Annotated in this window: 20 protein-coding genes and 1 pseudogene; 9 read left to right on the plus strand and 12 right to left on the minus strand. The window is 67.2% G+C overall.

The window, feature by feature from the left end; translation table 11 throughout:
- The first annotated feature begins 160 nt into the window (after window positions 1-160).
- The 3 genes from TX76_RS07130 to TX76_RS07140 all read left to right on the plus strand — a co-directional run bounded on the left by TX76_RS07130 (window position 161) and on the right by TX76_RS07140 (window position 3,708).
- Window positions 161-865, plus strand: a complete 705-nt coding sequence (locus TX76_RS07130) for a precorrin-2 dehydrogenase/sirohydrochlorin ferrochelatase family protein (protein ID WP_049900982.1) — start codon at window positions 161-163, stop codon at window positions 863-865.
- Window positions 862-2,202 carry a glutamyl-tRNA reductase gene (hemA, locus tag TX76_RS07135; RefSeq protein ID WP_049900985.1) on the plus strand — a complete coding sequence of 447 codons (1,341 nt, stop codon included), beginning with the start codon at window positions 862-864 and terminating at the stop codon, window positions 2,200-2,202. The genes TX76_RS07130 and hemA overlap by 4 nt, the downstream gene beginning before the upstream one ends.
- A gap of 129 nt (window positions 2,203-2,331) precedes the next feature.
- Complete coding sequence (locus TX76_RS07140) at window positions 2,332-3,708, plus strand: NAD-dependent succinate-semialdehyde dehydrogenase (RefSeq protein WP_049900988.1); 1,377 nt, start codon at window positions 2,332-2,334, stop codon at window positions 3,706-3,708.
- 59 nt (window positions 3,709-3,767) lie between these two features.
- Here TX76_RS07140 and TX76_RS07145 read toward each other — a convergent pair whose 3' ends face one another.
- The 6 genes and pseudogenes from TX76_RS07145 to TX76_RS07170 form a co-directional block, all read right to left on the minus strand.
- Window positions 3,768-3,962 (minus strand): hypothetical protein, encoded by a 195-nt coding sequence (locus TX76_RS07145; protein WP_049900991.1) that lies wholly within the window; start codon window positions 3,960-3,962, stop codon window positions 3,768-3,770.
- 340 nt (window positions 3,963-4,302) lie between these two features.
- Window positions 4,303-4,554 (minus strand): annotated as a pseudogene (locus TX76_RS07150) (phosphosulfolactate synthase); the annotation flags it as partial.
- A gap of 160 nt (window positions 4,555-4,714) precedes the next feature.
- Window positions 4,715-6,151 carry a dihydrolipoamide acetyltransferase family protein gene (locus TX76_RS07155; protein ID WP_049900996.1) on the minus strand — a complete coding sequence of 479 codons (1,437 nt, stop codon included), beginning with the start codon at window positions 6,149-6,151 and terminating at the stop codon, window positions 4,715-4,717.
- Between the two features lie 90 nt (window positions 6,152-6,241).
- A complete protein-coding gene (locus TX76_RS07160; protein ID WP_079890772.1) occupies window positions 6,242-7,315 on the minus strand; it encodes an alpha-ketoacid dehydrogenase subunit beta in 1,074 nt (357 codons plus the stop codon).
- A complete protein-coding gene (locus TX76_RS07165) occupies window positions 7,305-8,444 on the minus strand; it encodes a thiamine pyrophosphate-dependent dehydrogenase E1 component subunit alpha (protein WP_049901240.1) in 1,140 nt (379 codons plus the stop codon). The genes TX76_RS07160 and TX76_RS07165 overlap by 11 nt, the downstream gene beginning before the upstream one ends.
- A gap of 168 nt (window positions 8,445-8,612) precedes the next feature.
- Entirely contained in the window at window positions 8,613-9,965 is a 1,353-nt protein-coding gene (locus tag TX76_RS07170; protein ID WP_049900999.1) for an MmgE/PrpD family protein, read from the minus strand.
- Between the two features lie 148 nt (window positions 9,966-10,113).
- Here TX76_RS07170 and TX76_RS07175 point away from each other — a divergent pair, with 148 nt between their 5' ends.
- Entirely contained in the window at window positions 10,114-10,473 is a 360-nt protein-coding gene (locus tag TX76_RS07175) for a hypothetical protein (RefSeq protein WP_049901002.1), read from the plus strand.
- Between the two features lie 140 nt (window positions 10,474-10,613).
- Window positions 10,614-10,736 carry a hypothetical protein gene (locus tag TX76_RS18495; RefSeq protein WP_267462362.1) on the plus strand — a complete coding sequence of 41 codons (123 nt, stop codon included), beginning with the start codon at window positions 10,614-10,616 and terminating at the stop codon, window positions 10,734-10,736.
- A gap of 46 nt (window positions 10,737-10,782) precedes the next feature.
- Here TX76_RS18495 and TX76_RS07180 read toward each other — a convergent pair whose 3' ends face one another.
- From TX76_RS07180 to TX76_RS07195, 4 genes are all read right to left on the minus strand, one after another.
- A complete protein-coding gene (locus tag TX76_RS07180) occupies window positions 10,783-12,405 on the minus strand; it encodes a hypothetical protein (RefSeq protein ID WP_049901005.1) in 1,623 nt (540 codons plus the stop codon).
- A gap of 27 nt (window positions 12,406-12,432) precedes the next feature.
- Window positions 12,433-13,104, minus strand: coding sequence for a hypothetical protein (locus TX76_RS07185; RefSeq protein WP_049901009.1), 672 nt, complete (start codon window positions 13,102-13,104; stop codon window positions 12,433-12,435).
- Window positions 13,105-13,164: 60 nt separating this feature from the next.
- A complete protein-coding gene (locus TX76_RS07190; RefSeq protein WP_049901012.1) occupies window positions 13,165-13,491 on the minus strand; it encodes a hypothetical protein in 327 nt (108 codons plus the stop codon).
- Window positions 13,492-13,752: 261 nt separating this feature from the next.
- Entirely contained in the window at window positions 13,753-14,046 is a 294-nt protein-coding gene (locus tag TX76_RS07195) for a hypothetical protein (protein ID WP_049901015.1), read from the minus strand.
- A 110-nt stretch (window positions 14,047-14,156) separates the two neighbouring features.
- Between TX76_RS07195 and TX76_RS07200 the strand changes: the two genes are divergently transcribed.
- Window positions 14,157-14,804 (plus strand): MogA/MoaB family molybdenum cofactor biosynthesis protein, encoded by a 648-nt coding sequence (locus TX76_RS07200; RefSeq protein ID WP_049901018.1) that lies wholly within the window; start codon window positions 14,157-14,159, stop codon window positions 14,802-14,804.
- A 103-nt stretch (window positions 14,805-14,907) separates the two neighbouring features.
- Window positions 14,908-15,888: a Gfo/Idh/MocA family protein gene (locus tag TX76_RS07205; RefSeq protein ID WP_049901021.1), complete on the plus strand. Its 981-nt coding sequence runs from the start codon at window positions 14,908-14,910 to the stop codon at window positions 15,886-15,888.
- Window positions 15,889-15,980: 92 nt separating this feature from the next.
- Here TX76_RS07205 and TX76_RS07210 read toward each other — a convergent pair whose 3' ends face one another.
- On the minus strand, window positions 15,981-16,604 hold the full coding sequence (locus TX76_RS07210) for a hypothetical protein (protein ID WP_049901024.1): 624 nt from the start codon (window positions 16,602-16,604) through the stop codon (window positions 15,981-15,983).
- A gap of 170 nt (window positions 16,605-16,774) precedes the next feature.
- Between TX76_RS07210 and TX76_RS07215 the strand changes: the two genes are divergently transcribed.
- Both TX76_RS07215 and TX76_RS07220 read left to right on the plus strand, forming a co-directional pair.
- Entirely contained in the window at window positions 16,775-17,950 is a 1,176-nt protein-coding gene (locus tag TX76_RS07215) for an inorganic phosphate transporter (protein ID WP_049901025.1), read from the plus strand.
- Between the two features lie 142 nt (window positions 17,951-18,092).
- Window positions 18,093-20,183, plus strand: coding sequence for an alpha/beta hydrolase family protein (locus tag TX76_RS07220; protein ID WP_049901027.1), 2,091 nt, complete (start codon window positions 18,093-18,095; stop codon window positions 20,181-20,183).
- 170 nt (window positions 20,184-20,353) lie between these two features.
- On the opposite strand, the gene TX76_RS07225 is transcribed toward TX76_RS07220, so the two are convergent.
- A complete protein-coding gene (locus tag TX76_RS07225; RefSeq protein WP_049901031.1) occupies window positions 20,354-20,698 on the minus strand; it encodes a hypothetical protein in 345 nt (114 codons plus the stop codon).
- Window positions 20,699-20,809: the final 111 nt, after the last annotated feature.

Genomic DNA, 20,809 nt, shown 5'->3' on the forward strand with positions numbered 1-20,809 from the left:
CTTACTTCGTCATTAGAACTCTCCGATTTCTAATTGGCTCGAAAATCTCCCCGCGATTTTCGAACGTCCGGGTTCGCGTAGCCCGCTCGCCCTTCCAGTCCACCAGGCACCGCAACCGCGAACCGCACCGCCGACCGCACGGCACGCCGGAGGTGGCGGCGTGATACCTTTGCTCCACGACCTTTCGGGAGCAACGGTCCTGGTGTTCGGCGGCGGGCGAGTGGGCGCGCGCAAGGCCAGGCGGTTCGCCCGCGAGGCACGAGTCGTGGTGGTGAGTCCGGCGTTCGGCGACCACGAGTTCGGCGGTGCGGAGCGGGTTCGAGCCGCCCCCGACCCCGAAGCGGTTCCAGGCTGGTTCGACCGGACCGATCCGGCGCTCGCGGTCGCGGCGACCGACGACGGTGCGGTGAACGATGCCGTCGCGCGCGCGGCGCGCGAGCGCGGTGTCCTCCTGAACCGCGCCGACCGAAGCACGGACGACGATCCCGCCGAATCGGCCGCCGATTCGGATAGTGATGGAAACGACGGCGAGGGGTACGCACGAGAGGTCGTGGTGCCGGCGACGGTGCGGGACGACCCGGTGACGCTGGCGGTCGCCACCGGCGGGCGGAGCCCGGCGCTCAGTCGCCACCTCCGCGAGCGCTTCGAAGAGGAGTTCGCAGGCGCGGGCGCGATGGCGGAGCTCTCCGGGCGGCTCCGCACCGAACTCCGCGAACGCGGGATCGCCCCGTCGGAGCGCCGGGCGGCGATCCGGGCGGTCGTCCGATCGGAGCGGGTTTGGAAGGTTTTAGGTGAATCAAGCCCCTCCGCACGGACAGAGGCGGAATCAGTGATCAGTGACGTGCTCTCGGCGGGTGACTCATGACGGCGGCCACCGGCGTCATCTCGGGCGTGAGCGTCTCGCACCGCCGCGCGGGCGTCGAGACCATCGAAGCGGTCGGGATCCGCGACGAGCGCGCGGCCGTCGCAGCGCTGCTCGACCACGACGCGGTGCGCGAGGCGTTCGCCATCGAGACGTGTCACCGCGTGGAGGCGTACGTCGTGACCGACGATCCCGAGTCCGGGCGAGCGGTCGTCGATTCGGTCGTCGAGGACCTCCCCGAAGAAACCGTCGTCGAACTGGGCCACGAGGAGAGCCTCCGCCACCTCATGCGGGTGGCGTGCGGGCTCGAATCGGTCGTGCTCGGCGAGGACCAGATCATCGGCCAGGTCCGCGACGCCTACGCGAACGCGCGGGCGGCGGGCGGGATCGGCCCGCTGTTCGAGACGGGGATCGAGAAGGCGCTCCACGTCGGCGAGCGCGCCCGGACTGAGACCGGGATCGACGAGGGCGTGGTCTCGCTCGGGAGCGCTGCCGTCGAACTCGCCGCGGACGAGGCCGATCTCGGTGACGCGACCGCGCTCGTGGTCGGCACCGGTGAGATGGGCACGCTCGCCGCCACCGCACTCGCCGAGCCGGTCGACGAGCTGTTCGTGGCGAACCGGAGCCTGGCGAGCGCGGAGCACGTCGCAGGATCGGTCGACGCCGACGCGACTCCGATCGCGCTCGACGATCTCCCGGAGGCAGTCGCCGAAGCCGACGTCGTGGTTTCGGCGACCGCCAGCCCCGAGCCGGTGTTCGAGGAGCGGACGTTCGAGGAGGCCGGCGAGACGTTCGTGATCGACCTCGCCCAGCCGCGCGACGTGCCGCCCGCCGCGGTCGACCGTTCGGCCGTCACGGTGCGGGATCTCGACGCGCTCGAATCGGTCACCGACGAGACGCACGCGCGCCGTCGGGAGGCCGCAGCGCAGGTCGAGGCGATGATCGACGAGGAGTTCGACCGGCTGCTCGCCCGGTACAAGCGCCAGCGCGCCGACGAGGCGATCGGCGCGATGTACGCGGGCGCGGAACGGATGAAGGAACGCGAGCTCGCACGCGCGGTCTCGAAGCTCGAAGCCGACGGGCTGACCGACGACCAGCGCGCGATCGTCGAGTCGTTCGCGGACGCACTCGTGAACCAGCTGCTCGCCGCCCCCACGCGGAGCCTGCGCGACGCCGCCGAGGCCGACGACTGGTCGACGATCAACACCGCACTCGGGCTGTTCGATCCCTCGTTCGACGGCGACGCGCCGACGCCCCGCGACGCGTCGACGGACGAGGAAGCGGCGACCGCGATGGCGCACTCGCTCGTTTCGGCCGTCGACGACCAGCTGGACGACTGAGAGCCCGTCGTCGCGCCCTCCTGCTGCTTCTCTCGACTTTCCGGACCGCCTCGGACGCAGTCGAACCGTGACTCGGGTGGCCACACCGCAGGCCGAAACTACAACTATCCCACCAGCCCAACACGCCGCATGGACCGTGTGAACCCGGCCACCGGCGAAGCGCTCGAACCCGTCGAGGAACACACAGACGAGGACGTCGACGAGGCGCTCGAACGCGCGAGCACGGCGTTCGCCTCGTGGCGCGACCGCTCGATGATCGAGCGCCGCGAGCTCCTCGCCGACGCCGCGGACGTCCTCCGCGAGAACAAACGCGAGTACGCCGAGGTCATGACCCGGGAGATGGGCAAACCCATCTCGGGGGCGGTCTCGGAGGTCGAGAAGTGTGCGTGGGTGTGTGAGTACTACGCCGAGACCGCCGGCGAGCAGCTCGCCGACGAGGCGCTCCCCAGCGCGTCCGAGGCGTCCGCGTTCGTCTCCTACGAGCCGCTCGGCCCGATCCTCGCGGTGATGCCGTGGAACTACCCGTTCTGGCAGGTGTTCCGGTTCGCCGCGCCCCACCTCACCGCGGGCAACGTCGGCCTGCTGAAACACGCCTCGAACGTCCCCGAGTGTGCGATGGCGATCGCGGACGTCTTCGAGCGCGCGGGCTATCCCGAGGACGTCTTCCAATCCCTGTTGATCGGCTCGGATCAGGTCGAGGCGGTGCTCGAAGACGATCGACTCAGGGCCGCGACGCTAACTGGGAGCGAACCCGCGGGCCGTGCGGTCGCCGAGACCGCCGGTCGCGAGCTCAAGAAAACAGTGCTGGAACTCGGCGGGAGCGACCCGTTCGTGGTGCTCGACGACGCCGACCTCGACGCCGCCGCCGCGACCGGCGCGGGCGCGCGCACCCTGAACTCCGGGCAGTCGTGCATCGCCGCGAAACGGTTCATCGTCCACGAGGACGTCTACGACGAGTTCCTCGACAAGTTCACCGACGAGATGGAGGGTTTGGAGATCGGCGATCCCACCGACGAGGCCACCGACGTCGGCCCGCAGGCCCGCGAGGACCTGATGAACGACCTCCACGATCAGGTCGAGCGCACGCTCGACGAGGGCGCGAGCCTCGAACTCGGCGGCGAACCGATGGATCGGGAGGGGTACTACTACCCGCCGACCGTCCTCACGGACGTTCCCCAGGATGCGGCGGCGGCCTGCGAGGAGACGTTCGGCCCCGCCGCGGCGGTGTTTCGGGTGAGCGACGCCGAGGAGGCGATCGAACTCGCGAACGACGTCGACTTCGGGCTCGGTGCCTCGGTCTGGACCGAGGACTTGGAACGCGGCGAACGGGTCGCACGCAACTTCGAGGCGGGCTGTTGTTTCGTCAACGAGCTCGTGAAATCCGACCCCCGGGTGCCGTTCGGTGGGATCAAGAACTCGGGGTACGGCCGCGAACTCGCCGGCCACGGCATCCGGGAGTTCGTCAACAAGAAGACGATCTGGGTCCAGTCCGCCGAGGGCGAGTAGACCGACGTTACAACAACAGCTGCGAGTGGGTTCCGGAAACGTCGAAATTGATGAGTGACTTAGCCTTCTGCTCCGAGGGTGGCAGTGTCCAAGGCGTATTTCACGAGGACTACCAGTAGAAGACCGGCACTGAGGAGGACACCGTCGACCGGAGCGTAATCGAACGGATAGACGGTGAGGGCAAGGAAGACGACGAATCCCACGAAGCCAATCCAGCCGGAAAGAACGGCCGTCCGCCTCACTGTCCACTCCATATCCGAGGAATAGCTCTTACGCTGAAAAATCCACTGTCACTGTTCAACGTTCGCTTCCGGGGTCTCACACGAGAGCGACTGCAGGGCCTACCACGCGAGCGGACGAGACCACTACCCCTGGTGCATCTGAGAACCGCAGGCCACACCCTCCCCAGCCGATTCCTTCGCTCGGGCTACAGCCCTCGCTCAGTCATCCCTCGCACGAGTCGCGCGCCTACGGCGCGCTCACGGGTCGCTCCGCTCCCCGTTCGCATTCGAGGTGCTCTCTACGTTCGCACCTCGCACCGCTCCCGCGCGCCAACCGCTCCGCTGTAATCGAAACGGCGTCAGTCGGTGCAGTTCACTCCCGGCTGTACGTGGTGGTGCGGCCCCAGCTGGTCGTCTTGCCCCAGAGGCCCGAGCGCATGCATTCGAGTTCGACGATCTGGGAGTTGTCGACGAACAGGTTGACGTTCGGGCCGAAGTTCTTGATGTACCACTCGAACATCTCGGGACCGGGGGCCTCGAACACGCAGTTTTCCATCCCGAGCTCGTTCGCGATGGTGTAGACCACGTCGGTCCGCCACTCGTGGACCTCCTCGGCGATCCCCTTCTCGCGCGGCTTGTCCGGGCGGTCGTTGACGTGCAGGAAGTCGAACGCCCGGTCGAACGGTCTCTCGGACATACCCGTTCTGGTAGAATCGACAATCATTTAGCAGTTGGTGGCGAGCGCACCACGGTCGGCCTGCGGCCGGAACCCCCGGTGCGACGGCTCAGAGCCGCGAGAGCAGGATGTCGGGGTCCTCGATCCCCTCGATGACGTGCTCGGTGAACTCGTTGGCCGTCACGCCGTCGACGAGCCGGTGGTCGTACGACAGCGAGAGCGTAACCCGGTTTCTGACCTCGAGGTTGCCGTCGCGCGCCACCGGTTTCTCGCGGATGTGGCCGATCCCGAGGATCGCCGCCTCGGGGTGGTTGATGACCGGCGTTCCGCCGGTCCGGTGCTCGCCGTGGAGCGCGAGGTTCGTGACGGTGAACGTTCCGCCCTGAAGGTCGGCGACGTCGATCTCGCGCTCGCGGGCCTGCTCGGCCAGGTCGTTCAGCTCCTCGGCCACCTCGACCACCGACTTCGCGTCCACGTCGTCGATGACGGGCACGAGCAGGCCGTCGTCGGTATGGGTGGCGAAGCCGACGTTGTAGTAGTTCTTCTCCACGATCTCGTCGGTCGTGTCGTCGATGCTCGCATTGACGAGCGGGAACTCCTTGAGCGCCGGCACGACTGCCTTGAGGAAGAGCGGCGTGTACGTGATGTGGGTGTCGTGTTTCTCGTCGAGACGTTCTTTGAGTTCGACCAGCGCCTCGGCGTCGGCCTCGAACTCGGAGGTCAGATGGGGAATGACGGTCTTCGAGCGCGTCATGTTCTCCGCGATCTGCGCACGCAGTCCCGAGAGGTCACGGCGCTCCGACCGCGACTCGTCCTCGTCGACCGCGGTCGGCTCGATCTCGACGCTCGGATGCAACGCCCCCACCTCGGCCGCCTCCGCCGCCTCACCTTCTTCCGTGTACTCCTCAATGTCCTCGCGCAGCACCCGTCCGTCGGGACCGGATCCGTCGACGTCGCCCAGATCGACGCCCTGCTCGCGGGCGTACCGTCGAGTGCTCGGTGCGGCGAAAACACGTCCCTCCTCGGTTTCGGGCTCTTCGGTCTCGGCTTCCGCTGGCTCGGCTTCCGCTGGCTCGGCTTCCGCTTCTTCCGCCCCTTCCTCCCCGACCTCCGTGACGGCTTGTTCCGCTTCTTCTTCGCCTTCCGCTTCTCCACCTTCCGCTTCTCCTTCGGCTTCCTCTTCCTCCTCGGCTTCTCCTTCCGAGGCCTCTTCTCCACCCTCTTCGTCCTCTCCTTCTGTCGTCTCTTCGGTCTGTTCGTCCGCTTTTTCCGCTGCACTCTCTGCTGCCTCTTCCTCGTCTCCCTCTTCGTCCGTGTCGAAGACCACGATTACTGTACCGACATCTACCACGTCGCCCTCGTCGGCAGTGATCTTCTGGATCGTGCCCGAGACTGGCGAGGGAATCTCCGTGACGGCCTTGTCGGTCTCGACCTCGCCGAGCACGTCATCCTCTGCGACTTCGTCGCCCTCGGCGACCGACCACTCCACGATCTCGGCCTCAGTGAGTCCCTCGCCGGGGTCCGGCAGTTCGAACTCGAAGGTCATGTCTCATCCCCTCCCTGAGCCACGTCAGCGCAACCAACGCCAGCGCAAACACTCACGGCACGATGCGACGCCGCTCGTCGTGTGGGTTGCTCAGAACGCATAGTCCATCACCGCCTCGATCGCAAACCGAGCACGCTCCTCGTCGGGCAGGTAGTCGTCCTCGATGTCGTGGTCCGGGAAGTGAACGTCGAACCCGGTCGCACGTTTCACTGGGGCTTTCAGTCGATCGAGCGCGTACTCGTTCACCAGCGCCGATACCTCCGCACCAAGTCCGAGAGTGCGTCGCGCCTCGTGGAGCACGACGCAGCGCCCGGTCTTTTTCACCGAATCGAGCACTGCCTCGGCGTCGAGCGGCGAAAGCGACCGGAGGTCGACGATCTCCACGTCGGCGTCGACATCCTCGGCGGCCGCGACCGCATGGCGCACCATCGCGCCCCACGTCACCACGGTCACGTCCTCGCCCTCGCGGACCAGTCGGGCCTCGTCGAGCGGCAGCGTGTACTCCTCGGTTGGGACGGGCTGTTCGACCCCGCGGTAGATCTTCTTCGGTTCCATGAACGCCACCGGGTCCTGACTCCGGATCGCGCTCGCCAGCAGCCCCTTGGTCTGGTAGGGCGTGCTCGGGCAGACCACCCGGACGCCGGGGGTGTGGATCTGATAGGTCTCGGTCGACTCCTGATGGTATTCGAGCGCCTTGACCCCGCCGCCGTAGGGCAGCCGAATGGTGATCGGCATCTCGATGTCGCCGCCGCTGCGTTCGTACATCTTCACGACGGCGTACATGAACTGGCCGAACGCCGGATAGAAGAATCCCATAAACTCGATCTCGGCCACGGGGCGCTCACCGCGCATCGCCATCCCCGCCGCTGTTCCCAAAATTCCGTTTTCCGAAAGCGGCGTGTCGATCAGGCGCTCGTCGCCGAACTCCTCTAGGAGTCCCTCGGTCGCGCGATAGACCCCCCCGAGCGGTCCGATATCGTAGCCCATCACACGGACCGACTCCTCGCGGGCCATCTCCTGGTGGAGGGTGTCGTTCACCGCCGTGACGAGATCGATTTCTTCGGTGTCGGCTTCTTCGGGGTCGTGGTGGGCCAGCTCCTCGCTCGGGTATGTCCCAGTACTGTTCCCGCTGTCCTCATCGCCTTCGCTACTGTTACTGCTCATCGAACCCCTCCCCGGTGAAGTCGGTGAACGGATTCTTCCCATCGAGTTCGCGGGCGAGTTCAGCGCGCTGGTGCTGACTGGCCCAGCTTTCCCCGTGGAGGTTGTGATCGAACATCTGCCCGGGTTCGGAATCGGGGATGTCCCGTGCCGCGTCGACGGCCGCCGAAACCTGCTCATCGACCTCGTCTTCGAGGTCTCCTTTCGTTTCGTCGTCGAGCACGCCCTCGTCGCGGAGGTAGGTCTCGAAGCGCTCGACCGGATCGCGCTCTTCCCACATCTCGCGTTGTTCCTCGTCGTCGCGGTAGACGTCGGGATTGTCGGAGGTGTTGTGCTCTGCCATCCGGTAGGTCACGCACTCGATGAACGTCGGTCCGTCGCCCGATCGCGCGCGTTCGACCGCCTCGCTGGCCGTCTCGTACACGGCGAACACGTCGTTGCCGTCGACGCGCTCGTGGGGTACTCCGTAGGCTTCGGCCTTCTGGGCGAACGTCTCAGCACCGGTCTGGCGCTGGGACGGCTCGGAGATCGCCCACTGGTTGTTCTGACACACGATGACCGCGGGCGGCTCGAACACGCCGGCAAAATTCATCCCGTCGTGGAACGAGCCTTCACTGGTCGAGCCGTCGCCCGTGAACACCATCGTGACGGTGTCGCGGTCGGTGAATTTGTCGGCCATCGCCGATCCCACGCCGTTGGTGACGTTCACGCCGATCGGGGTGTAATCCGGCGCGAAGTTCACGTCCGGGTCGGCGTCGGCATCGAGGTGTTCGGCGACCGTCTCGGGGGCAAAGCCCATCGTGCCCGCGATGATCTCCGCCATCGGGTAGTCCCAGTGGAGGAGTGCGGAGTTCTGCCGATAGGTGTAGAACACCCAGTCGTCGGGCGCGAGCGCGGCGGCGGCCCCGAGCGGTGTGGCCTCCTCACCCCGCGAGCGCGCGACGAGGCTAGCCTCGCCGCTGCGCTGCATGTTCAACATCTTGTCTTCCAACTGTCGGGTGGCGATAAACGTCCGATACAGCCCCAACAGCTCCCCGTCGTCGAGGTCCGGCGGGTCGCCGTCGAGCGATCCGTCCGAGTCGAGTACCCCATAGCGGTCCTCCGGTGGCTGCTGTTCGGTCCATTCTACCATGGTCGTCCCCGAACCGCTCCGCGGTCGTCCGTTGCGGGAGACCGTGCCTCCGAGGAACACTGTATCACAGGACACGAACTCGCGGAACCAACAAAAACGCCATCCCGGCCAATTCAAGCCGCTGATACATCGAGCCGGACGGTGTCCTGCGGTCGACGGCGGTCTCGGTCAGTCGAGCAGCGCGACGAGGTCGGCGACGTCGTGGGTTTCGAGGTTTCTGACGACGTTGACGACCTCCTCTCGGTGGTCCTCGTCGTAGCGTTCTTCGGTCATCGTGTCGAACTTCGCTTCGACCTGCTCCCACGTCATCGGGTCGGTGGGGTGGCCGCTGAACGCGTCCTTTTCGACGTGGCGGGTCGCATCGTTCGTGAGTTCGATGTCGACGACCGCGGGCATCTCGCCGTTCTCGAAGCGCTCGGTGAGCGCCTCGCTCTCCTCGACCTCCACCGTTCGAAGGAGCTCCTGAACGTCCTCGCGCTGAATGCGCTCGGGGTCGTAGGCGTCGTTCGTGAGCTCGCGGTCGATCAGCGCCGCCGCAAGCATGTACGGCAGCGAGTGGTCGGCTTGAGCTTTCGTCTCGACTTCGTATCTCGACCCCTCGCCCCCGCCGATGATGAGCTTCGCGCCGTGGAACGTATCGAGGTGGATCGCGTTCACCTGGTCGGGATCGATGTCGGCCCGTTCGGCGAGTTCGATCACGCCCTCGACTGCGGACTGGGCGTAGGTCTCGGCGACGTAGCGCTTGGTCATCGTATCGAACACGCGCTCGCAGCCGGGATCGAGATCGACCGAGAAATCGCCCGCAATGATCTGTTTCCATCCCTTCTGGCCCTCGAAGAGGTTCGTCGGCCCGTCCATCCCGTTGTCGGCGAGTAGCGCGGAATGGACCGCGTTCCGGGCGGCGTTCGCGCTCGCAACACCTTTCCACTCGTTGATTCCCCCTGTGCGAGTGACCCGGAGCGCGTTGTGAGCGGTTCCCGCAATGCCGACCGCGTTCCGCAGCGCCTCGTGGTCGAGGCCGAGCACCTTTCCCGCGCCGGCGGCCGCCGAGATGACCGTGTGGGTCACGTGGTCGTAGCCGCGATCCCGGACTGGCGCGTTCCACGCGAGCTCGCCCTGGATCTCGTAGCTCACGCCGATCGCTTCCACGAGCTCCGCGCCGGTGGCGTCGACGTGCTCGCCGCACGCGACCAGGCTCGCGATGTTGTCGCTCGGATGGGGGGTCTCGCCGGGCGCGAGAAACGAGTCCATGAAATCCAGATACCGCGTCAGCGTGGTGTTGTACATCGCCGCTCCGGTCGGGCTGGCGCGCGTCCCCGACCCCCACAGCCGCGCGGCGTCGCCCGCGGCGGTCGTCGCGACCGTCTCGCGGACGGCCTCGACCGGCTCCGCACCCAGCGCGCCCACCGCGATCCCGACCGAGTCGAGCACGCGCTTTTTCAACTCCTCGACCGTGTCGTCGTCGAGGTCCTCGAACGCGACCGTTTCGGTGAACGACGCGAGCTCCTCGGTCGTGGTCATGGATCACATACTCTCGACGTCGGCAAAAGCCTTCCCGCCAGCTATCGATTTCCCGTCGACGACTGCTGAAGCCGCGCCGTCGGGACAGTGCGCTGCACCGCACTACCGCGACGGCTTATCCCGACTGGCGGCCAACCACGGCCGAACCATGAGTGAGAGCGTGGAGCCCGCGGCGAGCGCGACGGGATCGCCGGTGCGGATCACCGAGCGCGACAGCCAGAAGGTCGAGCTGGTGTTCGGCCACGACGACTCGGGGGAGCTGCTCGCCACCGCCGAGGGGACGAGCCTCCCGATCCCCGCAACCGGCGAGCCGATCCGGTTCGGCGAGATCGCGCCCAACGGGACGGACGGTCAGCGCGCGAGCTTCGGCGAGGAGACCTACGTCCCGGTGAGTCGGGAGTATCACTACTTCGACGTCGACATCGCGGACGTCCCCGAGCGCGAGGAGTCGGCGTGTCTCGTGACCGTCGTCGTCCGCGTGCTGCCGGAGGCCGCCGCCGAGGGGTGAGCCACCCGCCAGCGAGCGGTCACTGCCGGGAAAGTCTCGCCCGCGCAGCCTCCCGGGAGGGCGTCACCCCTCGTTTCAGTCGCACACACTCCGGTGACATCACCGGCAGCTATTTATCTATGCGGTGGTGATACCTTGCAATGGCAAGTGAAGGGGAAACCATCGGGCAGGACGAGATCGTACGGGACTGTGAGGAATGTGGGAACGGTATGCTGGATGTCTATCTGGAAAACGGGCTGTGTTCGGACTGTCGGACGGACTGACGTCGATCTTCTCGCGACGATTCTCCCCTGACCGTCCCATCTCCGTTCACACGCGGCCGTGTTCGACGTCGTACTTCCTGAGTCCCTCACTCCGCGGGGCCTCTGGTTTGTTGACCCGACAGCCGAGCATGTCGACGTCCGGCCGCTTCGCCTCGACCGGCGGATGAGCGCCGCTGCCGGTGAACGTGACGTTTTCGAGCCGGACCCACTCGTCGCCCGGCGGGCAGTTCCCGCGCACCCCGCTGCCGATGGGGTCGACGACGACGTTCGGTACGCCCTGGGTGGTGTTGCGGATCCGGCAGTCACGCACCGTGAGCCCGCCAGCGCTGCCGTTGACGCAGATCACCCCTTCCGAGCGCGTCTCGCTGGTGTAGACGAACTCGGTGTTTTCGACGAGCCCGCCCGACGCGCCGTTCTTCTGGTTTTCCCACCACAGCCCGCGGACGTTCTGGGGCTCGCCGGTGTCCGATTCCCGGAAGAACTCGGGGTCGCGATCCACGACGATCGTCGCGTCCCTGAGCGACGAACCGGCCCCCGACAGCCGCATGTTGGTGTTCGAGTTGTTCTTGAACAGTCCGCCCTCGACCTTCACCGCCGCCGCCTTGCTCGCGTACAGCGTGTGCGAGCCCTTGTTCTCGATGTGGCACTTCTTCACGTGTATCGTCCCGCGTGACGGCTCGCCGATGAACACCGGGATCGTGTTCTGTGGGTAGTCCGCGACGGTCGACTCCCCGACGTTGACGTAGTCGACCACGTGCCCCACGCCGTCGGGATCCGTGACGCTCGGCGCGAGGCAGTACCCGTTCTCTTCGGCCTGGGGGTTCTCGATGCTGTTTGGAGTGTAGCCGAGATGGCGGACGTGGCGGATCTCCAGTTCGTCCTTGCAGACGGCCGCGACGCAGGTTCCCGTCTCGTGATCGTCGCGCTGGGCGAACGAGCAGTTTTCGAGGAGGAATCCGCGGCCGCCGTTGAACGCGATCGCCTTCGTCCAGTCGCCCTTCGGCGTGTAGAACCGAACGTCGCGCGGATCGCCGCCGAGACCGCGCAGTCCCCAGCTGTCGGTGTCCACGACGCTCTGTTGGCACTCGATCAGGTACTCGCCGGGCGGGAACTCGACGAGCACGCCGCCCTCGCCGGTCGGCAGCGCGTCGTCGATGGGCTCGTTGGCCGCGGGGTCCATCTCGAGGTCGTCGACCGCGTGGACGACGCGCCCGAACTCGATGCCGTGGCGCTTCGCCGATCCGCCGCTGCTCGGCTGCTTCGTCGACGAACCACTGCTACTGCTGTCACTGCTGCCGTCGCCACCGTCGCCGTCTCCGCTGTTGCTGTTACCGCTTCCGCCGCCCCCACCGTTGCCGCCCGACCACGGCTGCGTCTCGCCGAACGCGGCCGGCGAGCGCCACTGCTGGTCGTTGATCTTGATCCTGACCCGTTCCGGGTACTTGAATGCCATGCCGAGGCGTTTGCCGTGGTAGCGGTACGCGTCGCGGCCACCGTACACCGTGCCGTCGGCGCGGTAGCCGTTCGCCGTCTGCGTGATCGCGTCGCTCTCGTCCGTAGTCGCGCCGTGACTGGTCGTCTGTTCCGGCTTCGTGTCGCCGTCGAACGCCACCCAGTAAGGGTTGGCGTCGCCGTTGCCGTCGTCGTGAATCGTGATCGTGTGTGCCATCGGTGAATCGAGTTGCGCTCTCGTCGTTCAGTCGTCCTGCGGGACCGTCGCGTTCTCCGCAACGCGAATCCCGCGGGCTTCCGCGATACGGACGCCGTGGCCGACGGTGATCGTGACGTCGCGGCCCTCCGCGACCCGGATCTCGGGGGCCGTCGGCGCACTCGATCCGTCGACCGCGACCGAGCGGCCTGGCGCGGCCGGACTCCCATCGCACTCCTTCTCGTCGCTTCGCCGTTCGGACCCGTCGCTCTCGCGTGCCGTCCCCTTCGTCGCTGTCGTCGAGGACTCCGTCGTTGCCGGTGTGTCCTCCGAGGCCGGATCGGTCGAGCTCCCGCCGCCGACGGATTCGTCCGTCGCCGGTACGGGCGCGTCGTCGGCCGCTCTGGCTTGCTGTGTGGCCCTGACCTGTCGTGTGGTTCGTGGCGCAGCGCCGCCGTCGCTCGACTCGGCCGTTGCGGTCGGTGCTCCGTCGTCGGGATCGGTCGTCTCGATCCGTGGAACCGCGACGCCGCCCCGCGTCGCCCGGTCGCGCTCCGATCGGTCGGCCGTCGCGGCTCCGGTCTCGGCCTCCGTGTTGGGTCGCGGTGAGCCATCGTCACTGCTCCGACCGTCGCCGTCCGCTTCGTCACTGCCCTCGTCGTCCGTTCCTCGATGCTCCGCCGTGGTCCCCTCGCCGAGGAGTTTTTCGGTGAATTCCATCGTGTGTGGTTCGTCGTGTTCGGTCGTCGATCGTCTCGCTGTTCCAGCCGGGGCTGGTCGCTATCTCCCGCCGCCACCGCTGCGATTGCTCCCCCAGCTCTCGAACGCCATCTCGCCGAACGCCCAGACGCCGGCGGCCCCGACGAGACTCACGTAGACCACTCGCATCTCGACCGGGATCGCCCCCAGGTCGATGATACCCCGTCCGGCGATCGCCAACAACCCGATGAACGAGAGGGTGAGGACGATCGCGAGGACGTCGTTCGTCAGCCAGAACCGCGCCCTCGTGGACGTCGTGTCCTCCGTCGTGCCTTCGACATCGACGATCGTTTTCTCGCCCGTCTCGCCGCCAGTGTTCGATGGCTGCCCGCGTTGATTGGATGACATTGGTTGTGCTCCGGTGTTCGCGTCGAACGGCGCTGCGATCGCTCCGCGATGCGTCGCTGTTGTGTTCTCCCCGTCGTCAGTTCGCCCGGTGGCTGAAAGCAGCCGTCGAGACGACCGACTGTCGGCTCGGGAGTCATCCGCGTCCGCGACGCGTCGTCCGGGGCGTACGTCTCGGAGTTGTCGCACACGAACAAAACCTCGTCGTCGGTCTACAGATCAGTACTGTTCGGACCGATCGTTCCTACGCGTACCGATCGCTCCCTACGTCCGTGCAGCCGCCCACACCGCCGTCAGTCCGAGCGCGAGCGCGGGAAGCAGCGGAAGGACGAGAAAAGTATCGCGCCACGTCAGTCCGAGCGCGCTCAGCGTACCGCCGGCGTACGGTATCGCGAGGATCAGTCCGGGCGCGATCAGGAAGGCGACGACGATCACGCCAACGAGGATCCAACCGCGCCAGTCGAACGAGCGATTCTCGCCGCGTGCAGCGGCCTCGTCGTACTCGCTCCGTGGACTCTCCTCGAACGCCTCCGGGTCGTGGACGTACTCGTCGGTCATCCCGACACCCCACGACCCACCGATCGGCGTTCGGAACCGCGCATACCCGAACCACGACCGGTGTGGGCAAAAACCCGGCGGGTTTTGGTCGCGCGGGTGTAGTTCCGACCATGCGACACACCGACGGCGGCGACCCCGACGACGCACACGGCGACGATCACGAGCACGGTCACGCCGATCACGGGGGCGACCACGCTGCCCACGACCACGCAGACCCCGTCCACGCCCACGCTCACGATTTCGGTCCGATCGGGGTCGGGATCGTGACGGTCTCGACCAGCCGAACCCTGGAGGACGATCCCGCAGGCGACGCGATCGCGGCCGCGATCGAGGACACCGAGCACGAGGTCGCGACCCGCGAACTCGTCGACGACGACCACGACGGCATCCAGGGCAGCGTCGACGCCCTCGTCGGGCGCGAGGACGTCGACTGCGTCGTCACCACCGGCGGGACGGGCGTCACACCCGACGACGTGACCATCGAAGCCATCAGATCGCTGTTCGGGAAGGAGCTTCCCGGGTTCGGCGAACTGTTCCGCGCGCTCTCGCGTGAGGAGATCGGGACGCGAGTCGTCGCCACCCGCGCGACCGCGGGGATCGTCGACCGGAGTTCGAGCGGCGGCGGGACCGAGGACGCCGGCAACGGCGTGCCGGTGTTCTGCCTGCCCGGCAGCGAGGACGCCGCCCGCCTCGGCGTCGACGTCGTGATCGAGGAAGCGCCCCATCTCGCCGGGCTCGCGGCGCGCGACGAGGAGTAGTCCGCACCGCCCCGGCGTTCCCCGTCCGCACGCCAACTCCCGGTGGGTCGGATTCCGACCGCGCGGCGGATGGCTTTTCTCGCTGGCGCGTTCGAGTAGTGCCATGCGATTCGGCATTCTCGGCACGGCGAACATCGGACGAACCGCAGTGCTCCCGGCCATCGAGGCGACGGATCACGAAGTGCTCGCGGTCGCCTCCCGCGACGAGGGGCGCGCCCGAGCCTTCGCCGACGAGTGTGACGTTCCCCGGGCGCACGGCTCCTACGAGGCGTTGCTCACGGACGACGATGTCGAGGCGGTGTACAACCCGCTGCCGAACGCCCACCACGCCGAGTGGACGAAGCGCGCGGCCGACGCGGGCTGTCACGTCCTCTGTGAGAAACCGCTGACCGTCGACGCGGCCGAGGCGCGCGACCTCGGCGCGTACTGCGACGAGCGCGGCGTCACCCTGATGGAGGCGTTCATGTATCGCTATCACCCGCGGACCGAGCGCGCAGTCGCGGTGGTGCGCGAGCAACTCGACGACGTCCGGTTCGTGAAGTCGTCCTTCCAGTTCCCGCTCGGCCGCGACGCCGAGGACATCCGGCTCGATCCCGACTTCGCCGGTGGAAGCCTGATGGACGTCGGGTGTTACGCCGTCACCGCCGCACGGCTGTTCCTCGGTGAACCGGATCGCGCGTACGCGAGCGCGACCGACAGCCGGGACTGTGGCGTCGACACCCAGCTCACGGGACTGCTCGAATATTCCGACGGCGCGACCGCCGAGGTGTCGTGTAGCTTCGACACCCAGGATACCCAGTTCTACCGGGTCGAGGCCGGAAACGGGTGGCTCGAAGCCGACCCGGCGTTCGTCCCGCGCGAGGGCGACCGGGCCACGCTCCGGTATTCGGTCGACGGCCGCGAGGTCACCGAGACGTTCTCGGACGTCGATCAGTACCGTCGCCAGGTCGAACACTTCGTCGACGCTATCCACGACGACCGCCGACCACGGACCGACGCCCGCGAGGCCGAGCGCACGATGGCGGTCATCGACGCGCTCGCCGAGAGTGCGGATCGGGGAACGCCGATCGACGTGGGCGAGTGACGCCGGGGCGGTACGCCGGTCGGTAGCCAGGAGCACCGTGATCGGTCGCAACACCGTCCGCCGCCAAGTAGGCGGCCGAACGCGAGGCCGACTCAGTTCGTGTCGCTACCCTCGTCCCGGCTCTCCTCCTCCTCACGCTGGCGCTGGCGCTGCTCCTCGGTCAGTTCGTCGATCTTCCCCTCGACCTCGTCCTCCCGGGGTCGTCGATCGACGCGCTCGTTGACCTCCTCCACTCGCTTCGTGACCTCGCCGACCTCCTCGGAGACCGTCTCCTCGACGCGCTCGTCGACCTCTTCGGCGACCGTCTTCTCCACCCGCTCGTCGACTTCCTCGGAGACCGTCTTCTCGACCCGTTCGTCCACTTCCTCGGAGACCGTCTCCTCGACGCGCTCGTCGACCTCCTCGGTGAGCACTTCCTCGACCTCGTCCTCCCGGGGTCGCCGATCGACGCGCTCGTTGACCTCCTCGACGCGCTGCATGACCTCGTCGACCTCCTCCGAGACCGTCTCCTCCACCCGTTCGTCGACCTCCTCGGTCATCCACCGGGGATCGAACCGGGCCATCTTCCAGCCGACGTGGATGGCGTAGGAGACGAGCACGCCCAGGCCGAACGCGACACCGACCGCGGTGCCGACGGTGAGGATCAGGGCGACCGAGACGAAGATCAGTACGCCGTAGGTGAAGTCGACGATGGAGTCGACGCGATTCGGATTCATTGTCTACTGTATGGATAGGTGTCGGGGATAGTTATACCGTCGATCGTACATCGTCACACGAAGTTCCAGGACAGCGACGGTGAACCCCCTCGATTGCAACCACGAAGAACTGTCTCCGAAGGCCGGCGGCCAGACGGGTCGTTTAAGCCGCCCTGAGCGCTTCTTTCGGTATGGTCGAACCGCTCCTTGTCGTGGGTCTCGTCGTCGCGCTCTTCGTCGGCTACAACATCGGCGGTGCGAACACCGGGCCGGCCTTTGGCCCGGCGGTCGGCGCGGGGGTGCTCTCGAAGGTCGCCGCGGCGGGGTTGATGTCGGTCTTCTTCTTCGTCGGCGCGTGGACCGTCGGCCGGCGGGTCGTCGACACGCTCGGCCAGGACCTCCTCACGGATCCGGGCGTGTTCACGATCGAAACGAGCATCGTCGTCCTGTTCTTCATCGGCGGCGCGCTGTTCGTCGGCAACTACTCGGGGGCCCCCGCCTCGACGTCGATGACCGCCGTGGGCGCGATCGCGGGTCTCGGCGTCGCGACGGGCGAGCTCGACTGGGCCGTGATGGGCGAGATCGCGATCTGGTGGATCGTCGCCCCGCTCGTGGGGTTCTGGACCTCGATGGTGGTCGGTCGGTACTTCTACCCCCGGATCAACCGCTGGATCGCGATCACGAGCACCGAGGGCGCGCTGCTCGAACTCGATCGCACCGGGACGATTCCGACGCCACGACTGGGCGCGAACACCACCACGCGGGAACTGGCCGGCGCGGTGGTCGTCGTCGCCATCGCGTGCGTGATGGCGTTCTCGGCGGGAACCTCGAACATGGCGAACGCGATCGCGCCGCTGTATGGAGCCGGCGTCTCGCTGAACCCGCTGATGATCCTCGGCGGCATCGCGGTCACCGTCGGTGCGTTCACGATCGCCAGGCGCACGCTCGACACCCTCGGCAGCGACATCACCACCCTGCCGCTGACCGCGGCCATCGTGGTCGCGGTGATCTCCTCGGGCATCGTGATCGGCCTTTCGGCGATCGGCATCCCCGCCTCCTTCGTCATCATCGCGACGATGTCGATCGTCGGCCTCGGCTGGGGACGGGCGACCCGCACCGTCACCGTCGCCGAGGGCGTTCGCGGCGAGGAGACGCCACCGCTCTCGATGGACGCGCTGGCCGCCGACGAACCGGGTGAAGAGCCACCCGAGATCGGCGAGGAGGAACCCGAGGCCGTGGCCGAAGCGGGCGAGCTGTTCGACCCCGGCACGACCGGCCGGGTGATCGTGATGCAGAACGTCGTGCCGGTGCTCTCGACGATCGGCGCGTACGCCGCCTTCCGGGTGGCGTTCGCGTTCTGGTGGTAGCGTCGCGGATCGCGTGACGGTGGCCCCATCCATGGTGTGGGAATCTCGGCGAGGACGGCGACGTCCCGTGCTCCTGTGCGCCCCGTCGAGCCGACTGCCGCGGGGCATAGCCTGATAACCGAGGGCGTTCGTGCATGCGCTCATGGCAAGCGATACCGACCCGCTCCCGAGCGAGGCGTTCTACGAGTACACTGCGATCCTCGACATCGCGACGTCGCCCGACGGGGAACGGGTGGCGTTCGTCGCCACCGAATCCGATGGAGACGAGGACGAGCGCCGACGATCGGTGTTCGTCGCCCCCACCGACGGCAACGAGGAGCCCTACCGACTGACCCGCGCCTCCGACGCGGGCAGCCCCAAATGGAGTCCCGACGGTGCGAAACTCGCGATCACCGCCGCCCGCGAGCAGGACACCGAACTCGCGGTCGAACCGCCCGAGGACACAGCGGACGAAGACGAGAACGGTGACGAGGGTGCGGACGGAGAGAGCGGCAACGGCAGCGGGGACGACGGACCGAAGAACCAGGTCTGGGTGTTCGACCTCGTCCGCGGCGGCGACGCGCGCCAGGTCACCGACCGATCCGAGGGTGTCACCGGGTTCGACTGGGGGCCCGACGGCGACCGGATCGTGGTCGCGGCTCCCGACCCGACCGACGAGGAAGAGGAGTATCAGGAGCAGGTCGACGACGACGGCCCGATCGAGATCGAGCGCCTCCAGCACAAGGTGAACGGGGCGGGCTGGACCGACACCGTGACCACCTACCTGTTCGTCGTCGACGTCGAGAGTCGAGAGGAGACTAGACTCGACCGTGCCAACGACGGCGAGATGGGAAGTCGACGACCGCTCGCACCTGCGTGGAGTCCGGATGGCGACCGGATCGCCTTTACCGCCTACCTCGGCGACGATCCAGACGACACGATGGCGCTCAATCTCTACACGATCCGGCCCGACGGCACCGGTCGCGAGCGTCTCACCGACGCCGAGCGCCGGCTTCAGGCCCCGACGTGGAGTCCCGACGGCGAGCGGATCGCCTTCGTCGGCGGCGACCCGACCAACTGGTACATTCCTGCGGAAGTGTTCGTCATCGATCCCGACACCGGTGAGGACCACAGCGTGTCGAGTTCGCTGGATCGCACTGTCGCCTGGGGCGGTGGTCCGGAGTGGATCGACGACGGGACGCTCGTCGCCCTGATCGCCGACGAGGGCAACTCCTCACCGGTGCGACTCGATGCCGACACGGACGATCCCGCATGGCTCGCGCCGTGGCAGGGCGACGACCGGGCGATCCGTGCGCTTGACCCGAGCGACGACGGCGAGCGCGCCGCCGTGGTGGTCAGCGATCCCTCGGCCGCCGACGTGTACGGGCTCGACATCGACGAGTTCGACGCGACGAACGATCCCCTCGACCGCGTCACGACGGCGAACGAGGGGCTGCTCGACGAGGATCAGGTCCCGGGCTTCGAGCGGGTGACGTGGGAGAACAGCGAGGGAATCGAAATCGAGGGATTGGCGTACCTCCCGCCGGATTTCGATCCCGAGGACCCCGACGCCCGCCCGGTCGTCGCGTCGGTCCACGGCGGGCCGATGTCCTACGACGCGCCGGCCTTTGGCTTCGATACCCCGTACTGGACCAGCCGAGGATACGTCGTGCTGCGGCCGAACTACCGGGGATCGACCTCCTACGGTCGGGAGTTCAGCGAGCGATTACGGGGAACGCGGGGCGAGAAGGAGGTCGACGACGTGGTTTCGGGAGTGGACCATCTCGTCGAGCGCGGGTGGGTCGACGACGATCGCGCGTTCGTCACCGGCTTCTCGTACGGCGGGATCACCACCGCCGCGACCGTGACGTCGACCGATCGGTTCGCGGCGGCCGCCGCCGAACACGGCATCTACGACTTCTACTCCGTGTTCGGGACCGACGACAACCACAACTGGCACGAGGACGAGTTCGGGCTGCCGTGGGAGAACCCCGAGACCTACCGCGAGCTCTCCTCGCTCACCGACGTCGGCGACGTCGACACGCCGCTTTTGGTGACTGCGGGCGAGCGCGACTGGCGGTGCCCACCCACGCAGGCCGAACAGCTCCACGTCAGCGTCAAGAAACAGGGCGTCGAGTCGAAGCTCGTGATCTACCAGGACGAACACCACAACATCGGCGATCCCGACCGCGCGATCCACCGCATCGAGGAGCTCACCGCCTGGTTCGACGACCACGATCCCGCGACCGAGTGATCGCCAGCCACCGCCCTCGTCACTGATCGACACCGACGGAAGCGTCGTTTCGGCACGCTCCGGAGCGGATCGTGCGCCGGCAGTCGAGGGTCACGACCGTTCTCGTGAGCGGATCGCTCCACCAGCATACCGCTACATCGGCGGATCAGTGGCTTTTCGAGCGGGTTCTGCTACGCTTTCTGATAGCGCTCGATGTGGAAGGCCACCTTTTCGCCCTGAACCGTCAGCTCGAAGATCGGCCCGTCCGATGCGTCCTCGGGGACGACCAGCTCGACGAGCTCACGCTTGCGCAGTTCGTTCAGGGTGCGGTGGGCCTGGCCGGTGCTGACCGACGTGCCCTCACCGACTTCCTGTGGAGCCATCGGCCCCTCCACCAATCGGAACAGCACCGCCGAACGCGCCGATCGCGTCGACGATGCGGTGCTCACCGACGATTCCGCACTCGACGATCCCTGAACGAAAGCGGCGTCCTCCGCTATCCGCTCCTCTTCGGCCTCAATGGGCTCCTCGGGCATACCCCCGATTGCGAACCACAGGACACTAAGTCTATCGCCCGATCGTAGTGGGTCGAACCGGTGATCCACTCGAACCCGGCTCTCCGCCGCTGCTCACATCGAACTCACTCG

It is taken from the genome of Halococcus agarilyticus, from assembly GCF_000334895.1.
GTDB lineage: Archaea > Halobacteriota > Halobacteria > Halobacteriales > Halococcaceae > Halococcus > Halococcus agarilyticus.

Coding starts and splice junctions, on each gene's coding strand:
- TX76_RS07220 (WP_049901027.1), top strand. CDS start 18,093: ATGGCAAGCGATACCGACCCGCTCCCGAGCGAGGCGTTCTACGAGTAC.
- TX76_RS07175 (WP_049901002.1), top strand. CDS start 10,114: ATGAGTGAGAGCGTGGAGCCCGCGGCGAGCGCGACGGGATCGCCGGTG.
- TX76_RS07185 (WP_049901009.1), bottom strand. CDS start 13,104: ATGGAATTCACCGAAAAACTCCTCGGCGAGGGGACCACGGCGGAGCAT.
- TX76_RS07165 (WP_049901240.1), bottom strand. CDS start 8,444: ATGGTAGAATGGACCGAACAGCAGCCACCGGAGGACCGCTATGGGGTA.
- TX76_RS07205 (WP_049901021.1), top strand. CDS start 14,908: ATGCGATTCGGCATTCTCGGCACGGCGAACATCGGACGAACCGCAGTG.
- TX76_RS07200 (WP_049901018.1), top strand. CDS start 14,157: ATGCGACACACCGACGGCGGCGACCCCGACGACGCACACGGCGACGAT.
- TX76_RS07155 (WP_049900996.1), bottom strand. CDS start 6,151: ATGACCTTCGAGTTCGAACTGCCGGACCCCGGCGAGGGACTCACTGAG.
- TX76_RS07210 (WP_049901024.1), bottom strand. CDS start 16,604: ATGAATCCGAATCGCGTCGACTCCATCGTCGACTTCACCTACGGCGTA.
- TX76_RS18495 (WP_267462362.1), top strand. CDS start 10,614: ATGGCAAGTGAAGGGGAAACCATCGGGCAGGACGAGATCGTACGGGAC.
- TX76_RS07180 (WP_049901005.1), bottom strand. CDS start 12,405: ATGGCACACACGATCACGATTCACGACGACGGCAACGGCGACGCCAAC.
- TX76_RS07195 (WP_049901015.1), bottom strand. CDS start 14,046: ATGACCGACGAGTACGTCCACGACCCGGAGGCGTTCGAGGAGAGTCCA.
- hemA (WP_049900985.1), top strand. CDS start 862: ATGACGGCGGCCACCGGCGTCATCTCGGGCGTGAGCGTCTCGCACCGC.
- TX76_RS07170 (WP_049900999.1), bottom strand. CDS start 9,965: ATGACCACGACCGAGGAGCTCGCGTCGTTCACCGAAACGGTCGCGTTC.
- TX76_RS07190 (WP_049901012.1), bottom strand. CDS start 13,491: ATGTCATCCAATCAACGCGGGCAGCCATCGAACACTGGCGGCGAGACG.
- TX76_RS07225 (WP_049901031.1), bottom strand. CDS start 20,698: ATGCCCGAGGAGCCCATTGAGGCCGAAGAGGAGCGGATAGCGGAGGAC.
- TX76_RS07140 (WP_049900988.1), top strand. CDS start 2,332: ATGGACCGTGTGAACCCGGCCACCGGCGAAGCGCTCGAACCCGTCGAG.
- TX76_RS07145 (WP_049900991.1), bottom strand. CDS start 3,962: ATGGAGTGGACAGTGAGGCGGACGGCCGTTCTTTCCGGCTGGATTGGC.
- TX76_RS07215 (WP_049901025.1), top strand. CDS start 16,775: ATGGTCGAACCGCTCCTTGTCGTGGGTCTCGTCGTCGCGCTCTTCGTC.
- TX76_RS07160 (WP_079890772.1), bottom strand. CDS start 7,315: ATGAGCAGTAACAGTAGCGAAGGCGATGAGGACAGCGGGAACAGTACT.